Genomic DNA, 12,395 nt, shown 5'->3' with positions numbered 1-12,395 from the left:
CTTGGGATCGAGCTGAGGCGCGTGTGGCACCTTCTCAGCGCGACTGACCGCCGACAATAAGGTGTGACATAGCACATGGCCCCAATTGGCCATAACATCCGGCTGGACGGCCTCGCCGGCAGCCGGCAGCGAGGCCACCGGGGCGCTCCCGGAGTACCTACCAGCGCCCGGCCACACTCCAGGTACGCGAGGCCCAGGTCCGGAAGTGCGGTGACTGCGCGATGAGCGTGCGGTACGCCTCGGCGGCGGAGGCGAAGAGCGTGTCCGCGACCTCGTCGGCAGGGCTCTTGCGTCGCCAGGCCAGCACGTAACGGCACCACAGGGGGGTGCCGACCAGCGGTTTGACGAGGACGTCGGGGATCGGCCGGAGCGTCGCCTGCACGACGGCGACCCCGATGCCTTCCGCGATCATGTTCTGTAACTGCCCCTGGTCGCCCAGGAATTCATGGACCGCCGCCGGGGTGAATCCGGCCGCCCGGCAGGCCTCGTAGAACACCCCGGGCCAGCCCGCTCCGTCGTCCGGGGTCAGGAACCACGCGTCGTCGGCCAGGTCGGCGAGCGCCACCTCCGGACAGTGCCGGAGCCGGTGCCCGGCCGGCAGGGCGACGAAGGACGGCTCGGTGACCACTCCGCGGTGCGCCACGGCGGCCGAGTGCCGCAGTTCGCGCCCGGGATAGTCCGCGGCGATCGCGGCGTCCACCGCACCGTGCTCCAGGAGTTCGACGATCTCCGACGACGGATACACACTGCTCACCGTGAGCGCGAAATCGGGCAGTCGGCTCCGGAGCCGGATGAGCATGCCGGCCAGGACCGGCGAGTTGGTCGCGGCCAGCCGGAGGGATCGGCGGGTCCTCGCACCGTCTTCGGCCGGGCGCCCTATGGCAGCGGCCCGGGTGAGGACGTCACGGGCCTGGGCCAGGACCTCCGTGCCGTACCGCGTCAGCTCCACACCCGAGGCGTTCCGCTTGAACAGCGGCTGGCCGAAGTGCTGCTCGATCCGCTGGAGTTGGGTGCTCATGGCCGGCTGCGAGTACCCGAGGTCCGAAGCCGCCCGACCCACGCTCCCGGCATCGGCGATCGCACACAGCACTCTCAGGTGCCGAAGCTCCAATTCCACGCCCGCACTCCTCCCGCCCCGCTGAGCTTCGCGTCAAGCTACCTCTGCGCGACGGCGTACGTCTGGCCGCCGGTCAGACAGTACCGGTTCGACCAACTCCCCATGGGTAGCGGACAGATCGCTTGGACAGGGGCGACGCTCGACCTCGGGAAAGGCCCTGACCGAGGGCACGAGGGGGCGCCGCCCAGGGGGCTGGCAGACCGATCCGCGAGGTCGTTTTCCACGGTGAGAGCCGGTGCGTGGCCGTTAGCCTGGGCGGCAACGGATCCGTGATCGGAGCTGACCCCGCATGACCTTCGAAGAACCGCACTACGTGCTCGTTCAGGCCCGTGGTGAGCCGTCCGCGCTGTACGAGCCGGAGGAGCCCGGGGCCCACGAGGACCTCGGCGCCTTCACCCGCCACCTCGCGCTGGACGATGACCGGCTGCTCCTCCCGGCGGATCTGGCCGACGCACTGCGCTCCTGGTCGCTGTCCCGCCCGCCGGGGGGCTTCGCCTCCCGCCCGGACCTGCGCAAACACGTCAAGCAGGGGCTGGCGATCGCCCAGCGACTGGCACGGCACCTCGGGCCGTCGTGGGCGGTGCGCTACTGGGACGAGCGCCACAGAACGGCGAAGTGGGCGTGCTGGGGCTGTGACCGCCTGCTCTGGGAGCGCGACAGCCACGGCACACCGCCGCACCCGGTCCACCTCACGGTGGAGGGCGAGTTCACGTTCGGTCCGCTGCGCTCGGAGGGCTTCGGGGACTTCTTTCCCGACGATCCCGCCGCCGCGCTGCCCCTGTCCGATGGCCTCGTCGCCGCTCTGTCCACGTGGGCGAAGACCATCGACACCACACTCAACCTGGACGTGCGGGACCGGGAGGCCGGCAAGTACGACGCCGAGTGGGAGCGGCTGTTCCACGAAGGGGCAGAGTTGGCGCGACGCGTCGCCCACGAGCTCGGCCCTGCCCGGACGGTGACCTACAAAGGCCTGGCAAACGGTGGTCTGGCCGCGCTCACGTCCCTCACCTGGCAGGGGGACCGGCAGTTGTAACGCTCGCGCCCCCTGCACCGCTGGGCCCGCACTCGCCCGAGTGCGGGCAAGCGGATCATGGGGCAGATGCACAGCCGAGCCGGGTCCCTCCTGCTCCGTCACCTCCTGCGAGTCAGGGAAACCGGCAGCGCACCGGTAGGCGCTGCGGCTAGCCTGGCGGTATGGAAGCAATCCTGGTCAGCGCGTGCCTGCGCGGGGTGCCCTGCCGGTTCGACGGGCGGGACAAGGCGTCGCCGACGATCGAGGAGGCGGTGGCCGGCCGTGAGGTGGTCTCGTTCTGCCCCGAGGTCGCGGGCGGGCTCACCACACCGCGGCGGCCTGCCGAACTGGTGGGCGGTGACGGGCACGACGTGCTGGACGGGACGGCGCGGGTCGTCGAGGACACGGGGCGTGAGGTGACGGCCGAGTTCGTGGACGGAGCGCGACGTGCGCTGGCGGCGGCGCGGAACGCCGGGTGCACCGAGGCGTTGTTGATGCCGCGCAGTCCCTCGTGCGGACGCGGTGCGGTCTACGACGGGTCGTTCAGCGGCGAGTTGGTGTCCGGTGACGGGGTGACGGCGGCGTTGTTCGAGCGGAACGGAATTGCCGTGCGTTCCGCGCCCGGGGTGTGAGGGAAGGCTCCGAGCGGGCAGGGGAAGGCGGGGCCGGGGGCGAGGTGTACGGTTTCGCCTCTGATGGGCAGCTTGGACTGCTTAGGCCGTGCTAGGGCGTGTCCGGCGGGTCGCGGGCGGGTGACAGGGGGGCCACTGATGGTCTGATTCAGGCGGTGAGGGATGCAATGAACTGAATCAGTACAGATGTAGGGAGGTTACAGGTGGCTACCCCGCCGTGGTGGGAGGAACTGATCGGCGTCAGCGAGGTCCTGGCGAATGCTGACCGTGCCGGGATTGTTGCCTGGCGAGGCCCTGCGGCCGACATGGTGGAGGAGGACGAGGATGACGTTCCGCCGCTGACGGTTCGGCTGGGGGCTCTCGGGAGAGTCTTTGGCGAACAGTCCGCTGAGTTCATTCCAGAGCAGAGCCGGCGGGTACTTCAACTTTTGGAGCGGATTCAGGCGGAGGGCAGTCATGAGGACGGGGAGGCTGTTGCTACCGGGTTCTTCGAGGCGCTGCTGAACGCCTGGGACAATGGGTTCGATCTCAGTTCTGTCTGGGCGGACGTGGGCCCGGAGTCCCGTGCCTACTGCCGTGCCTGGAATGACTTCACGGGCGTCGAAACGCCCGGCTGGATGCGTTGAACTCGTCGGGCGGTCACGCTCGGAGCCAGAGCCGGATGGCTGCGACGGTGACGGTGCCGTGGAACACGTAGGCGCGCTTGTCGTACCTCGTGGCCACGGCACGGAAGGTCTTGAGCTTGTTTATGGTGCGCTCAACTTCATTCCGACGTTTGTATGCGGCGCGGTCGGAGCCGGGCGGGCGGCCACCGGCCGAGCCGCGAGCCACGCGGTGGCGAGCCGGGTCCTTCTTCTCCGGGATGGCCTGCGGGATCTGCCGTCTCCGCAGGTAGGAGCGTATGCGGTGGGACGAGTACGCCTTGTCCGCGCTGATCGCGTCGGGTCGGGTGCGGGGGCGCCCGCCGCCTCGACGAGACAACTCGGATCTGCTCGACGACGGCCTCGAGGACAGCGCCGTCGTGAGACTGGCCCGGCGTGACGAGAGCGCCCGAGTCCCTCGTCCGCACGATGGTGGGATGGCACCCCTTTTTTTGGCCCACTGGCGGGTGCCGCCTTGGGGGCGCCTGCGGCGTGCTGGTGAGCGCGGCAGGAGGTGGAATCCACGCCGGCCTGGCTCCAGTCCAGGCGCCCCTCGGCGTCCGCATCGGCCTGGACCGCTGAAAGCACTTGCGCGGCTTCTGTGCCACTGCGTGTCACAAGGCGATGAGCATCTGACGCCCGCGCCGGCGCCGTGTAAGGATCCTTGCCATGTCAGGCCAAGCCTTCCCTCCGCAGCAATACCCTCAGTACAACCAGCAGCCACCGCAGCCTTATCAGCAGCCGTACCCGTATCAGCAGGCTCCGCCGCCCCAGGGACAGTACGGGTACCAGCCGACGGATCCACAGCCGCCCACTCCGTACCAGTACCAGCCGACCGCCCCCCAAGTTCCGGCTCCGGCTCCTGCTCCGAACGTTCCCGAAGCCGTCAGCAAGTACCGCCGATTCTGGACGGCCGCGATCGACGGCACACTGGCCGCGGCTATCGTCATCCTCGGCTTCGGACTCGCCGGCAATCCCCGGCACGGAGCAAACATCGGGCTGTGCGCGGCCGTCGGGTTCTCCTTCGTCAACCATGTCCTCCTGACCCGCGTGGTCGGCGCGAGCATCGGCAAGCTCATCACCCAGACACACGTGGTCCTTTCCCGGGACGGCGGCCGCCCCCGCCTACCCCGACTGTTCCGCCGCTGGCTGGCCGGTTATCTCTTCGTGGCGTACTCGTACATCACAGACTGGGTCCGCAGGTTCCTCCGCCCCGACCACTTGGTCCCCGAAATGCCGGACCCGCCCAAGGACTTCTGCGGCATCCGCCTGGTGCGCTCCGACGACCTGCGCTCGGCCGGCTGATGCGGACGCGGTCCACGCACGGCGTCGTCCCGGTTCGGGACAGTAAGGCGCCGGAGGGTCCGGCCCTCTCCCTCTCCGCTGTGTCTTTCACCGCGTTCATCGCGGCCGTCAAGGGCAACGTGTTCTCCAACTGACCCTGGAGCGCACCGTGATCGCAGCGGAGCGGCGGCCCCCTTCCCAGCCATGGCGAAGGGGGCCGCTTGGACCCAGCGGGGTCAAACCCCCCTCCACCCAGTGCGACGAAGCCAGTCCTCGAAGGTCATCAAGTCGGGATGCAGGCGGCGTAGGAGGGTGAGGTCCCGGTCGCGGACGTAGAGGTCTCGGTCGGCGAAGAACTGAAACATGGCGGCGTAGTCGTGGCCGAAGTCGGGGAGGGCGGAGCGCAGTTCGGCGTGCGGCATCGGGGTGTAGGTGCTGGGAACGCCGGTGACGTGCGTGAAGGTGGTGGCGAGCTGCTCGCCGGTGAGGCTGTCGCCGATCACTGAAAGGTCGCGGGCACCCCAGGACTGCCAGTTGTCGAAGATGTGGCCGGTGAACCAGGCGATGTCGTCGAGGGCGATGAGCGGGTAGCGGGCGGTGCCGAGGGGGAGCCTGAAGTGCATGCCTCCGCGGCCGTCCGGTCGGGGAGCCAGGCGAGAGCGCAGATTCTCGAAGTACGGGGCGGTGGTCAGCACCGACACGTGGTGCGTGTACCAGCCGTCGGACTCCTGGCGGAGCATTTCCTCGGACCGCATCAGGTTGATGTGGGCGGCGACGGCGGCCTTGCTGTCGAAGTGCGGGACGGGGCGGCCGGTCAGGGACACCGCGCTGTCCAGCGAGGACCAGATGACTCGTGCCACGCCCGCCGCCCTGGCGGCGGCCAGCAGGTCCACACCTTGCCGGTACTCCCCGACGGCGCTGCCGGTCGCGAAGAAGTCGGTGTTGAGAAAGGCGCGGTCGGCGTTCTCGACCAGGGGGTGGACGTTCGCCGGGTCGAAGCGGACGAGTCGCACGCGGTCGGGCGCGGTGGCGGCGAGGGCGGTGGCGTGGGCGGATTCCGGATCGCGGGTGGGGACGGTGAGGGCGGCGTCGGTGGTGGCGAGCAGGCGCCGGATCACGTGGCTGCCCATCGCGCCGGTGCCGCCGACGACGAGGTAACGGGTCATGACTTCCTTCCCTGAGGTGTGAGGACGTGCTCGGCCAGCTGCGCGTGGGTGGCGACCCAGACGGCGTCGGACTCGCGGAGGCGGTCGAGGATCTGGGCGACCATGCCCGCCAGGAGCGGTCGGCCGCCGACGTGGGCGTGCACGGTGAGGTGGAAGACGCCGGGGCCCGGCGCGGCGAGCAGCTGGTCCAGCAGCTCCAGGTGCAGCTCGCGGTAGGCATGCGGGCCCGCCGCCGCGCTGCGGACGTCGGAGTGGTCGCCGTGCATGAGGGAGACCAGGGGCCCGTGGGCCGTGGGCAGAATCCGCGGGAGGTCGTGGTCGCCGTGGTCGCCGGTCCAGCGGTAGCCGGCCTCGGTGAGCAGGTCGGAGGTGTGCCTCGATCCGGTGGCGCGTGGGCTCATCCACCCCGTCGGGCGGACGCCGGTGACGTGGCTGAGGACGTCGGTACAGCGGCGGATGTTGTCCCGCTCGGCCTCGACGTCGAGCAGTGCCGGTACGACGTCCTGCGCCCAGGAGTGTGCGGCGATCTCGTGCCCCGCGTCGTGGACGGCCGCCACGGTCTCGGGGTGCCGTTCGGCGACGAGGCCGTTGGCGCCGACGGTGGCAGGCAGGTCACCGAGGACATCGAGAAGTCGCCAAATGCCCGTGGTGACACCGTAGTTCACCCATGAGGCGCTGTGCGCGTCCTCCGCGCCGGGCAACGGCCACGCCGCGGCCATCGGCGCGTAGGCGGGCCAGTGCCCGGGGGACCACAACTCCAACGCGACCGTGATCAGCGCGGCGACCTTCCGCCCGCCCGGCCAGTCGATCTCTGCGTCCATCAGGTTCCCTCCCTCGGTGGCTTCCGCTGGGGACGCTAGTGAGGCGCCGGGTACCTCCGGGTTCCTGGCGACGGGGTACCGTCGGGGCGTGGCTGCGTATCCCGGGAGCGTTTTCCTCGCCGACTGCCCTGCCCGGCTGGCGGTCGAGATCATCGCCGACAAGTGGGCTGTGGTCGTGCTCTACGCGTTGAGCCGGCAACCCCGCAGACACGGCGAGTTGGCCGGCCTGATCGGCGGGATCTCGCGGAAGATGCTGACCCAGACGCTGCGGCGGTTGCAGGGATACGGACTGGTCGAACGGCACGCCGTGGGCGGGAAGGTCGCGTACGCGCTGACCGACCTGGGCCGGACGCTGTTGCCGCCGATCGCCGTGTTGACCGAGTGGTCTCATGTGCACGGTGGGGCCGTGGCGGAGTTCCAGGAATCCCAGCAGAACTGCCCGTAGGCCGCAGGCAGTTGGCCACAAGCCCTGGACAGCCGCTCGGCAATCCCCCTACGGTGCATCGACGTGCCAGGTTGCAAAGACTCGTTGAGCGCCCCTGACCGACCACACCACCGGTGGCTGCGCACCTGCGCGGCCGCAGCGACCTTGGTCCTGCTCGCGGCCTGCAAGTCGCCGCAGGCCACCGCCGCCCAGGACCCCCACGACCAGGCCGCGTCGTCGCGGCCGTGCGACATCTACGCCGCCGCCAAGACCCCCTGCGTCGCCGCCTACAGCCCCGCCCGCGCGCTGTTCGCCGCCTACCGCGGCCGGCTCTGCACCGGGTCCTTCTTCGAGGGCGTGATGACCGCCGGCTATTCCACCAACGCCGCCGACAACGCCGTCCAGGCCGATGTCGTCGCCCAGCACTACGGGTAGCCCGGCAACGGCGACGGACCCCTCGGTTTTGTTGGAAAGCGCCGATCCCACCGTCATTCGTCACTCAACGTCAGCCGGTGGGCCGGCGCGTGGGCGATGAGGGTCACGCCGTCCTTCTCGCAGTTCCACACCGTGGGTGCGACGCGCTCCATGTCATGCCCGCCGAAAGGGCAGTTGACGGAGTGGTCGTCAGGGCCGGCGGTTTCCGGTGCCGGTCCGGTCGGCTGGTCGGCGATGATGCGCGCTAGCAGGCGGTGCATGGTCGTCCTCGTCCGTCAGTCTTCTTCCCGCCGTTGGGGCCCTCCGACTGCTGGTTCCGTTTGTTGTTCTTCTGGCTCAAGTCCTCGGTGGTGCCGCTCATTTGCGCGCCGCCTTCACCATGGTCGGTGGGCACAGTCACCCGTACGGTGACACTGTGCGTTCAACTGGTCACGAAGCTATGAGGTGGGAGCTACGCTGGCGAGCGATTCATCGACCGGCTTGGGGGCTGGTCGGTATGGCATATGTGAATCGCTGTGACCTGCAAGAACGCCGACACCGGCCACCGGGACCGGTTGCGTGGTCAGGGGGAAATGATGGGAAATGGGAACGACCTTGACAGCGGACGGGGAGAGGAAGTTACCGACTCGCGAAGGGAGTTCGCCGAGGAACTGAAAAGTGCCCGGGAGCTGCACGACCCCAGGGCCTTGAGCCAGGAGGCGCTGGGTCGGTTGGCCCGAACGTCGAAGTCGACGATCAGCCGGGTGGAGACCTGCAAGGGCCACATCCCCCCGGAGCTACCGGCGAAGCTGGACGAAGTCCTGGGGACAGACGGGACGTTCAAACGGCTCTACGAGGAGATCGTGTCGCGCAGCTTCCCCTCGCTGTACCGGCAACGCATGGCACTGGAGCGCTCAGCCGTCGCGATTCGAGAGTGGTCGCCGACGATCGTCCCAGGACTCTTCCAGACCGCTGACTACGCGAAGTACCTGCTCCAGGCCGGTACGCCGCGCGCCGGAGAGGACGAGGTCGCGCGGGATGTCAGCAACAGGCTGCGCCGACAATCTCTGCTGGACGGAGATGTTCCGCCGGACGTGCAAGTAGTGCTGTGCGAATCTGTGTTGCGTCGGAGGTTTTGCCCTCATGAGGTCATGCGGCGACAGCTCAAGACCCTGTTGGAGCTGGGAAAGCGTTCGACCGTGCGACTCCAGGTGCTGCCGCTGGACGCCCCGGGAAGTCTCTTCATCGATTGGCCGGTCTCGCTGATCACCTCTCCGAATCACGCTGTCTCGGTGTGCGTCGAGACGTACCGAACGGCGAACATCATCGATGAACCCGATCACGTGCGGAGGGCCATTCGGACCTACGATGAACTGACTGGCGAGGCACTTTCCACACGGGTGAGTGCTCGCATGATCGAAGAGCAGATGGAGTCACTGTCGTGATCACCGGTCTGACCCAGTGGGTAAAGAGCAGCTACAGCAGCCCAGAGGGCGGCAACTGTTTGGAATGGTCCCCTACTTCGGCCCGCGCGACCGGCATCGTCCCGGTCCGGGACAGTAAGACCACCCCGGAGGGCCCGGCCCTCTCCTTCTCTGCCGAGTCCTTCTCCTCCTTCATCTCGGCCATCAAGAGCGGGGCATTCTCCAACTGACCCTGGAGATCCCCACGAGTGCGGCAGACGGCCCCTTTCACCCATCGGCTCACGGTGAAGGGGCTGTCTGCATCCGTCGGGGAAGTGGGCGGCCACTCTCAGGGGGGAACGGGTGTTTTGGTACAGACGTGATGGTCCTACGGCATTCGTCGCTCCGGTGAGGGGGAGGAATGGAGTTCACCGGGATGGAGTTCACCGGGGTTCCGGGAATCCGTGGACTGCTGAGCAGGAATGGGGAGTTCGTGATGCGTAGGAGCATGCGGAAGGTCGTCGTCACCGCTGCCGTGACCGTGTTGGTCGGTGTCTGGGGAGGGGGGCCGGCGCAGGCGTCGTCACCGACTGCCGCGACGTCGCCGGGCGCCACCCTGGCGCCCTCGTCGTGCCGACCGGCGAACCACATCGCGAAGATCAGTGCGGCCCCGGCGACCTCGGGGCATCGCCATTACCGCGTCACCCTGACCGCGGCGCCCGGGTACGAACCGTGCAGGCTGGCGGGATCGCCGACCGACGTGCGGTTCCACCATCATGGCTCCCCGGTCGGCGTCACTGCCGGCCGGTACGGCTCGCAGAACAGGGTGGTGGCCTTCGGGCCCGGTCACCCGGTCCACTTCGACATCCAGGTTCCCAACGGCGCCGCCGGCGCTCCCGCCGACGAGGCGACCTTCACGCTCAGGGCCCCGGGCGGAGTGATCCCCGGCGAATCCTCTGCCCAGGGCCGGCTCGCCGTCGACGCCGGCACCGTCATCGGCCCGGTCCGGCCAGGCGCCTGACCTTTGCAGGACGCAGTCCGGTCCGCCGCGGACGGTCGCACGGGGCCTGTTCGGGCGGATCGGCGGCGTCGGTCTGGCGTGGCCGGGTGGCAGGGGACCGTTGTGCCCTTACTCTCCGTCTGACCGACCAGCCGCATACGGACCACCGGCCGGACGTTCCCGGTCGGGGCCCGCCCGTTTCCTGGGGAGACCCGTGAACTGGCCCACCACGCCCCGTACTTCGCCGACCCGCATCGCTGCCGGGCTGCTCCTGGCCGCGCTCTGGCTCGCCGGCTGCACGGGGACCGTACCGAGCGGACCGCCTGGCGCCCTGCACGGGCGTATGGCCGAGGACAGGCCCACGCCGGCAGGCGCGGGGCCGCGGCTCCAGGACCCGCCGGAGGTGGCCAGCCGCCACGGCGTGCTCAGGACCACGATCGTGGTGGAACGCCGCAAGGTCCGGGTCGGCAACCGCCAGTTGTACGCGACGACTTACAACGGGGCGTACATGCCGCCCACGTTGCGCGTGTGGCCCGGCGACCGCATCGACCTGACCATGACGAACAACGCCGACAAGTACACCAACCTGCACACGCACGGACTCTTCGTGTCGCCGCGTGCGCCCTCCGACGACATCTTCCTCTCGATCAAGTACGGGCAGTCGTACCACTACGCCTACCGGCTGCCGCGCAACCATCCCACCGGCACCTTCTGGTACCACTCACACGCCGACATGCTGTCCGCCCCGCAGGTCGCGGGTGGTGAGTCGGGCATCCTCGTCGTCGAGGGCCTGAAGCGGCACCTGCCTGCGTCGTTGCGGCACATCACCGAGCACACCATCGCGCTCAAGGACTTCCAGGTCGCCGGTGACGCCATCAAGACCCATCCTCTGAGCATCGGCGCAGCCACCCACCGCACCGTCAACGGCCAGCAGAACCCGGTGATCCGCATCAGGCCGGGCGAGACCCAACTGTGGCGGCTGGCCAACATCGGCGCCAACATCTACTACAAGCTGCACCTGCCCGGCATCCGCTTCCACGTGATCGCTCAGGACGGCGTCCCCGTGGGGAGGGTCCATGCCGAGGACACGCTGCTCGTCCCCGCGGCCGCTCGCTTCGATGTCCTGGTCCAGGGCGGCTCTCCCGGCACCACCGCGCTGGAGACCCTGCCGTACAACACGGGCCCGGCCGGGAACCAGTTCCCCAGGGCCGGCCTCGCCACGGTCGTCACCAGCGGCACGCCCATGACGCGGGCCGCGCTCCCGACCGGCCTCGGCCCGTACGAGGATCTGAGCCACGCGACGATCGCGGACCGCAAGACCGTCGTCTTCACGGAGAACAAGGCCGGCACGGTCTTCTACATCAACGGCCGGACGTACGACCCGAACCGGACGGACTTCGTCTCCCGCCTCGGCACCGTCGAGGAGTGGACCGTCCGCAACGACTCGGACGAGGACCACAGCTTCCACCTGCACACCAACCACTTCCAGCTGATGAGCGCCGACGGGAAGGCCCACGACCCCGCCCAGGGCGTCTTCGACACGGTGAATGTGCGGAAGCGCGGTGCGATCGTCGTGCGCATCCACTTCAGGGACTTCACCGGCAGGACCGTGTTCCACTGCCACATCCTCAATCACGAGGACATGGGCATGATGGGCGTCCTGGACATCGTTCCCCCCGGCGCACGGCCCCGGGCCACGCACGGGGGATGAATCCCCAATTACCTCAGACCATGGCCTTTCGGCCCGGGGCTCGCGTGGTGGTGAGGTAGCAGTCGGTCTCGTCGTCAACAGGCGGTACATGCCCTGACCTTGCCGTGTGGCCTTGGTCACTCGAATCCTCTACTGTCTTGACCTCGACCAGCCGATGGAAGGCCAGGAGGTTTCGTTGTCCTCGGCACCGCCATCTCCGAGTAGCGACCCGAGCCCAACCCCTGACTCGGGTTCCGGACCATTACCTTCACCCCGGCCGCGATCGCGCACGCGCCAGGCACGGGAGTGGTTCGGCAGTCTGACCGAGGCCAGCAAAGTCGCTCTTGTCACAGCTGTGATCACGACCGTCGGGGGAGGGGTGTTCGGCGTGGTCAGCGCCGCCACCTCCGCGTTGGGCGGCGGGGGCGGCGCGGCCGGCGAGGGAACGCCGCAGAAAGCCGCCGAATGCGAGGTCCGCTCCAAGGTCCTGTACTGCACAGGCACCAAGACGGAGATCAAGTTGTACCGCCAACGCGACTACGATTCCGAGGTCGTCCACAAACTCGCCGCCGGCACCTCCAGCCGGTATTCGTGCTGGGGACATGGCGCCCCCCACTCGGGAGGCAACGACATCTGGTACTGGGCGCACTTCAAGGGCGAGGACTACTGGGGCAACGCTCCGACCGTGGCAGTGAACACCAACAAGGACCCCGCCCCCGGCCTGCCTGAGTGCTCGTAGCGCTCCACCCGGGGGAATGAGGACGGGCGAGGAGCCTTCGGGCCGGCCCTGT

At 68.9% G+C, this 12,395-nt stretch carries 16 protein-coding genes and 1 pseudogene; 12 read left to right on the top strand and 5 right to left on the bottom strand.

Annotated features, from left to right (window positions below; genetic code table 11):
* Nucleotides 1–157 precede the first annotated feature (157 nt).
* The gene (locus tag ACIQE0_RS12020) at nt 158–1,117 is read right to left on the bottom strand and encodes a LysR family transcriptional regulator (protein ID WP_366333505.1); all 960 of its coding nucleotides are present in this window, start codon (nt 1,115–1,117) and stop codon (nt 158–160) included.
* Nucleotides 1,118–1,406: 289 nt separating this feature from the next.
* Here ACIQE0_RS12020 and ACIQE0_RS12015 point away from each other — a divergent pair, with 289 nt between their 5' ends.
* The 3 genes from ACIQE0_RS12015 (at nt 1,407) to ACIQE0_RS12005 (ending at nt 3,387) form a co-directional block, all read left to right on the top strand.
* Nucleotides 1,407–2,150 carry a hypothetical protein gene (locus tag ACIQE0_RS12015; RefSeq protein ID WP_402330998.1) on the top strand — a complete coding sequence of 248 codons (744 nt, stop codon included), beginning with the start codon at nt 1,407–1,409 and terminating at the stop codon, nt 2,148–2,150.
* Between the two features lie 161 nt (nt 2,151–2,311).
* Complete coding sequence (locus ACIQE0_RS12010) at nt 2,312–2,761, top strand: DUF523 domain-containing protein (protein ID WP_366333501.1); 450 nt, start codon at nt 2,312–2,314, stop codon at nt 2,759–2,761.
* A 203-nt stretch (nt 2,762–2,964) separates the two neighbouring features.
* On the top strand, nt 2,965–3,387 hold the full coding sequence (locus ACIQE0_RS12005; RefSeq protein ID WP_402330996.1) for a hypothetical protein: 423 nt from the start codon (nt 2,965–2,967) through the stop codon (nt 3,385–3,387).
* A gap of 13 nt (nt 3,388–3,400) precedes the next feature.
* On the opposite strand, the pseudogene ACIQE0_RS12000 reads toward ACIQE0_RS12005, so the two are convergent.
* A pseudogene (locus tag ACIQE0_RS12000) lies at nt 3,401–4,035 on the bottom strand (IS5 family transposase); the annotation flags it as partial.
* 36 nt (nt 4,036–4,071) lie between these two features.
* On the opposite strand from ACIQE0_RS12000, the gene ACIQE0_RS11995 reads away from it, so the two are divergent.
* On the top strand, nt 4,072–4,707 hold the full coding sequence (locus ACIQE0_RS11995; protein WP_402330994.1) for an RDD family protein: 636 nt from the start codon (nt 4,072–4,074) through the stop codon (nt 4,705–4,707).
* The gene (locus tag ACIQE0_RS11990; protein ID WP_402330992.1) at nt 4,707–4,841 is read left to right on the top strand and encodes a DUF397 domain-containing protein; all 135 of its coding nucleotides are present in this window, start codon (nt 4,707–4,709) and stop codon (nt 4,839–4,841) included. The genes ACIQE0_RS11995 and ACIQE0_RS11990 overlap by 1 nt, the downstream gene beginning before the upstream one ends.
* A gap of 81 nt (nt 4,842–4,922) precedes the next feature.
* Here ACIQE0_RS11990 and ACIQE0_RS11985 read toward each other — a convergent pair whose 3' ends face one another.
* Nucleotides 4,923–5,852, bottom strand: coding sequence for an NmrA family NAD(P)-binding protein (locus ACIQE0_RS11985; protein WP_366333495.1), 930 nt, complete (start codon nt 5,850–5,852; stop codon nt 4,923–4,925).
* Nucleotides 5,849–6,673, bottom strand: a complete 825-nt coding sequence (locus ACIQE0_RS11980; protein WP_402330990.1) for a polysaccharide deacetylase family protein — start codon at nt 6,671–6,673, stop codon at nt 5,849–5,851. The genes ACIQE0_RS11985 and ACIQE0_RS11980 overlap by 4 nt, the downstream gene beginning before the upstream one ends.
* A gap of 88 nt (nt 6,674–6,761) precedes the next feature.
* Here ACIQE0_RS11980 and ACIQE0_RS11975 point away from each other — a divergent pair, with 88 nt between their 5' ends.
* A complete protein-coding gene (locus ACIQE0_RS11975; RefSeq protein WP_402330987.1) occupies nt 6,762–7,118 on the top strand; it encodes a winged helix-turn-helix transcriptional regulator in 357 nt (118 codons plus the stop codon).
* Between the two features lie 84 nt (nt 7,119–7,202).
* Nucleotides 7,203–7,532 carry an arabinofuranosidase catalytic domain-containing protein gene (locus ACIQE0_RS11970; RefSeq protein ID WP_402330985.1) on the top strand — a complete coding sequence of 110 codons (330 nt, stop codon included), beginning with the start codon at nt 7,203–7,205 and terminating at the stop codon, nt 7,530–7,532.
* 53 nt (nt 7,533–7,585) lie between these two features.
* Here the strand turns inward: ACIQE0_RS11970 and ACIQE0_RS11965 are convergent, their stop codons facing one another.
* Complete coding sequence (locus tag ACIQE0_RS11965) at nt 7,586–7,792, bottom strand: hypothetical protein (RefSeq protein WP_402330984.1); 207 nt, start codon at nt 7,790–7,792, stop codon at nt 7,586–7,588.
* Nucleotides 7,793–8,047: 255 nt separating this feature from the next.
* Here ACIQE0_RS11965 and ACIQE0_RS11960 point away from each other — a divergent pair, with 255 nt between their 5' ends.
* The 5 genes from ACIQE0_RS11960 to ACIQE0_RS11940 all read left to right on the top strand — a co-directional run bounded on the left by ACIQE0_RS11960 (nt 8,048) and on the right by ACIQE0_RS11940 (nt 12,343).
* Nucleotides 8,048–8,956 (top strand): helix-turn-helix domain-containing protein, encoded by a 909-nt coding sequence (locus ACIQE0_RS11960; protein WP_402330982.1) that lies wholly within the window; start codon nt 8,048–8,050, stop codon nt 8,954–8,956.
* Nucleotides 8,953–9,165, top strand: a complete 213-nt coding sequence (locus ACIQE0_RS11955) for a DUF397 domain-containing protein (RefSeq protein WP_402330980.1) — start codon at nt 8,953–8,955, stop codon at nt 9,163–9,165. Before ACIQE0_RS11960 ends, ACIQE0_RS11955 begins: the two co-directional genes overlap by 4 nt.
* A gap of 245 nt (nt 9,166–9,410) precedes the next feature.
* Nucleotides 9,411–9,935, top strand: coding sequence for a DUF4232 domain-containing protein (locus tag ACIQE0_RS11950; RefSeq protein ID WP_366333483.1), 525 nt, complete (start codon nt 9,411–9,413; stop codon nt 9,933–9,935).
* Nucleotides 9,936–10,128: 193 nt separating this feature from the next.
* Nucleotides 10,129–11,625, top strand: a complete 1,497-nt coding sequence (locus ACIQE0_RS11945; RefSeq protein ID WP_402330977.1) for a multicopper oxidase family protein — start codon at nt 10,129–10,131, stop codon at nt 11,623–11,625.
* A 334-nt stretch (nt 11,626–11,959) separates the two neighbouring features.
* The gene (locus ACIQE0_RS11940) at nt 11,960–12,343 is read left to right on the top strand and encodes a hypothetical protein (RefSeq protein WP_402330975.1); all 384 of its coding nucleotides are present in this window, start codon (nt 11,960–11,962) and stop codon (nt 12,341–12,343) included.
* The last annotated feature ends 52 nt before the right edge of the window (nt 12,344–12,395 follow it).

The organism is Streptomyces sp. NPDC093097 (assembly GCF_044754325.1).
Lineage (GTDB): Bacteria > Actinomycetota > Actinomycetes > Streptomycetales > Streptomycetaceae > Streptomyces.
Note: the sequence above shows the minus strand (reverse complement) of the source record. Positions and strands in the feature narration are given on the sequence as shown.

What these genes read in the sequence shown, in the direction of transcription:
- ACIQE0_RS12015 (WP_402330998.1), top strand. Translation starts at nt 1,407, where the DNA reads ATGACCTTCGAAGAACCGCACTACGTGCTCGTTCAGGCCCGTGGTGAG.
- ACIQE0_RS12010 (WP_366333501.1), top strand. Translation starts at nt 2,312, where the DNA reads ATGGAAGCAATCCTGGTCAGCGCGTGCCTGCGCGGGGTGCCCTGCCGG.
- ACIQE0_RS11995 (WP_402330994.1), top strand. Translation starts at nt 4,072, where the DNA reads ATGTCAGGCCAAGCCTTCCCTCCGCAGCAATACCCTCAGTACAACCAG.
- ACIQE0_RS11990 (WP_402330992.1), top strand. Translation starts at nt 4,707, where the DNA reads ATGCGGACGCGGTCCACGCACGGCGTCGTCCCGGTTCGGGACAGTAAG.
- ACIQE0_RS11985 (WP_366333495.1), bottom strand. Translation starts at nt 5,852, where the DNA reads ATGACCCGTTACCTCGTCGTCGGCGGCACCGGCGCGATGGGCAGCCAC.
- ACIQE0_RS11980 (WP_402330990.1), bottom strand. Translation starts at nt 6,673, where the DNA reads ATGGACGCAGAGATCGACTGGCCGGGCGGGCGGAAGGTCGCCGCGCTG.
- ACIQE0_RS11965 (WP_402330984.1), bottom strand. Translation starts at nt 7,792, where the DNA reads ATGCACCGCCTGCTAGCGCGCATCATCGCCGACCAGCCGACCGGACCG.
- ACIQE0_RS11950 (WP_366333483.1), top strand. Translation starts at nt 9,411, where the DNA reads ATGCGTAGGAGCATGCGGAAGGTCGTCGTCACCGCTGCCGTGACCGTG.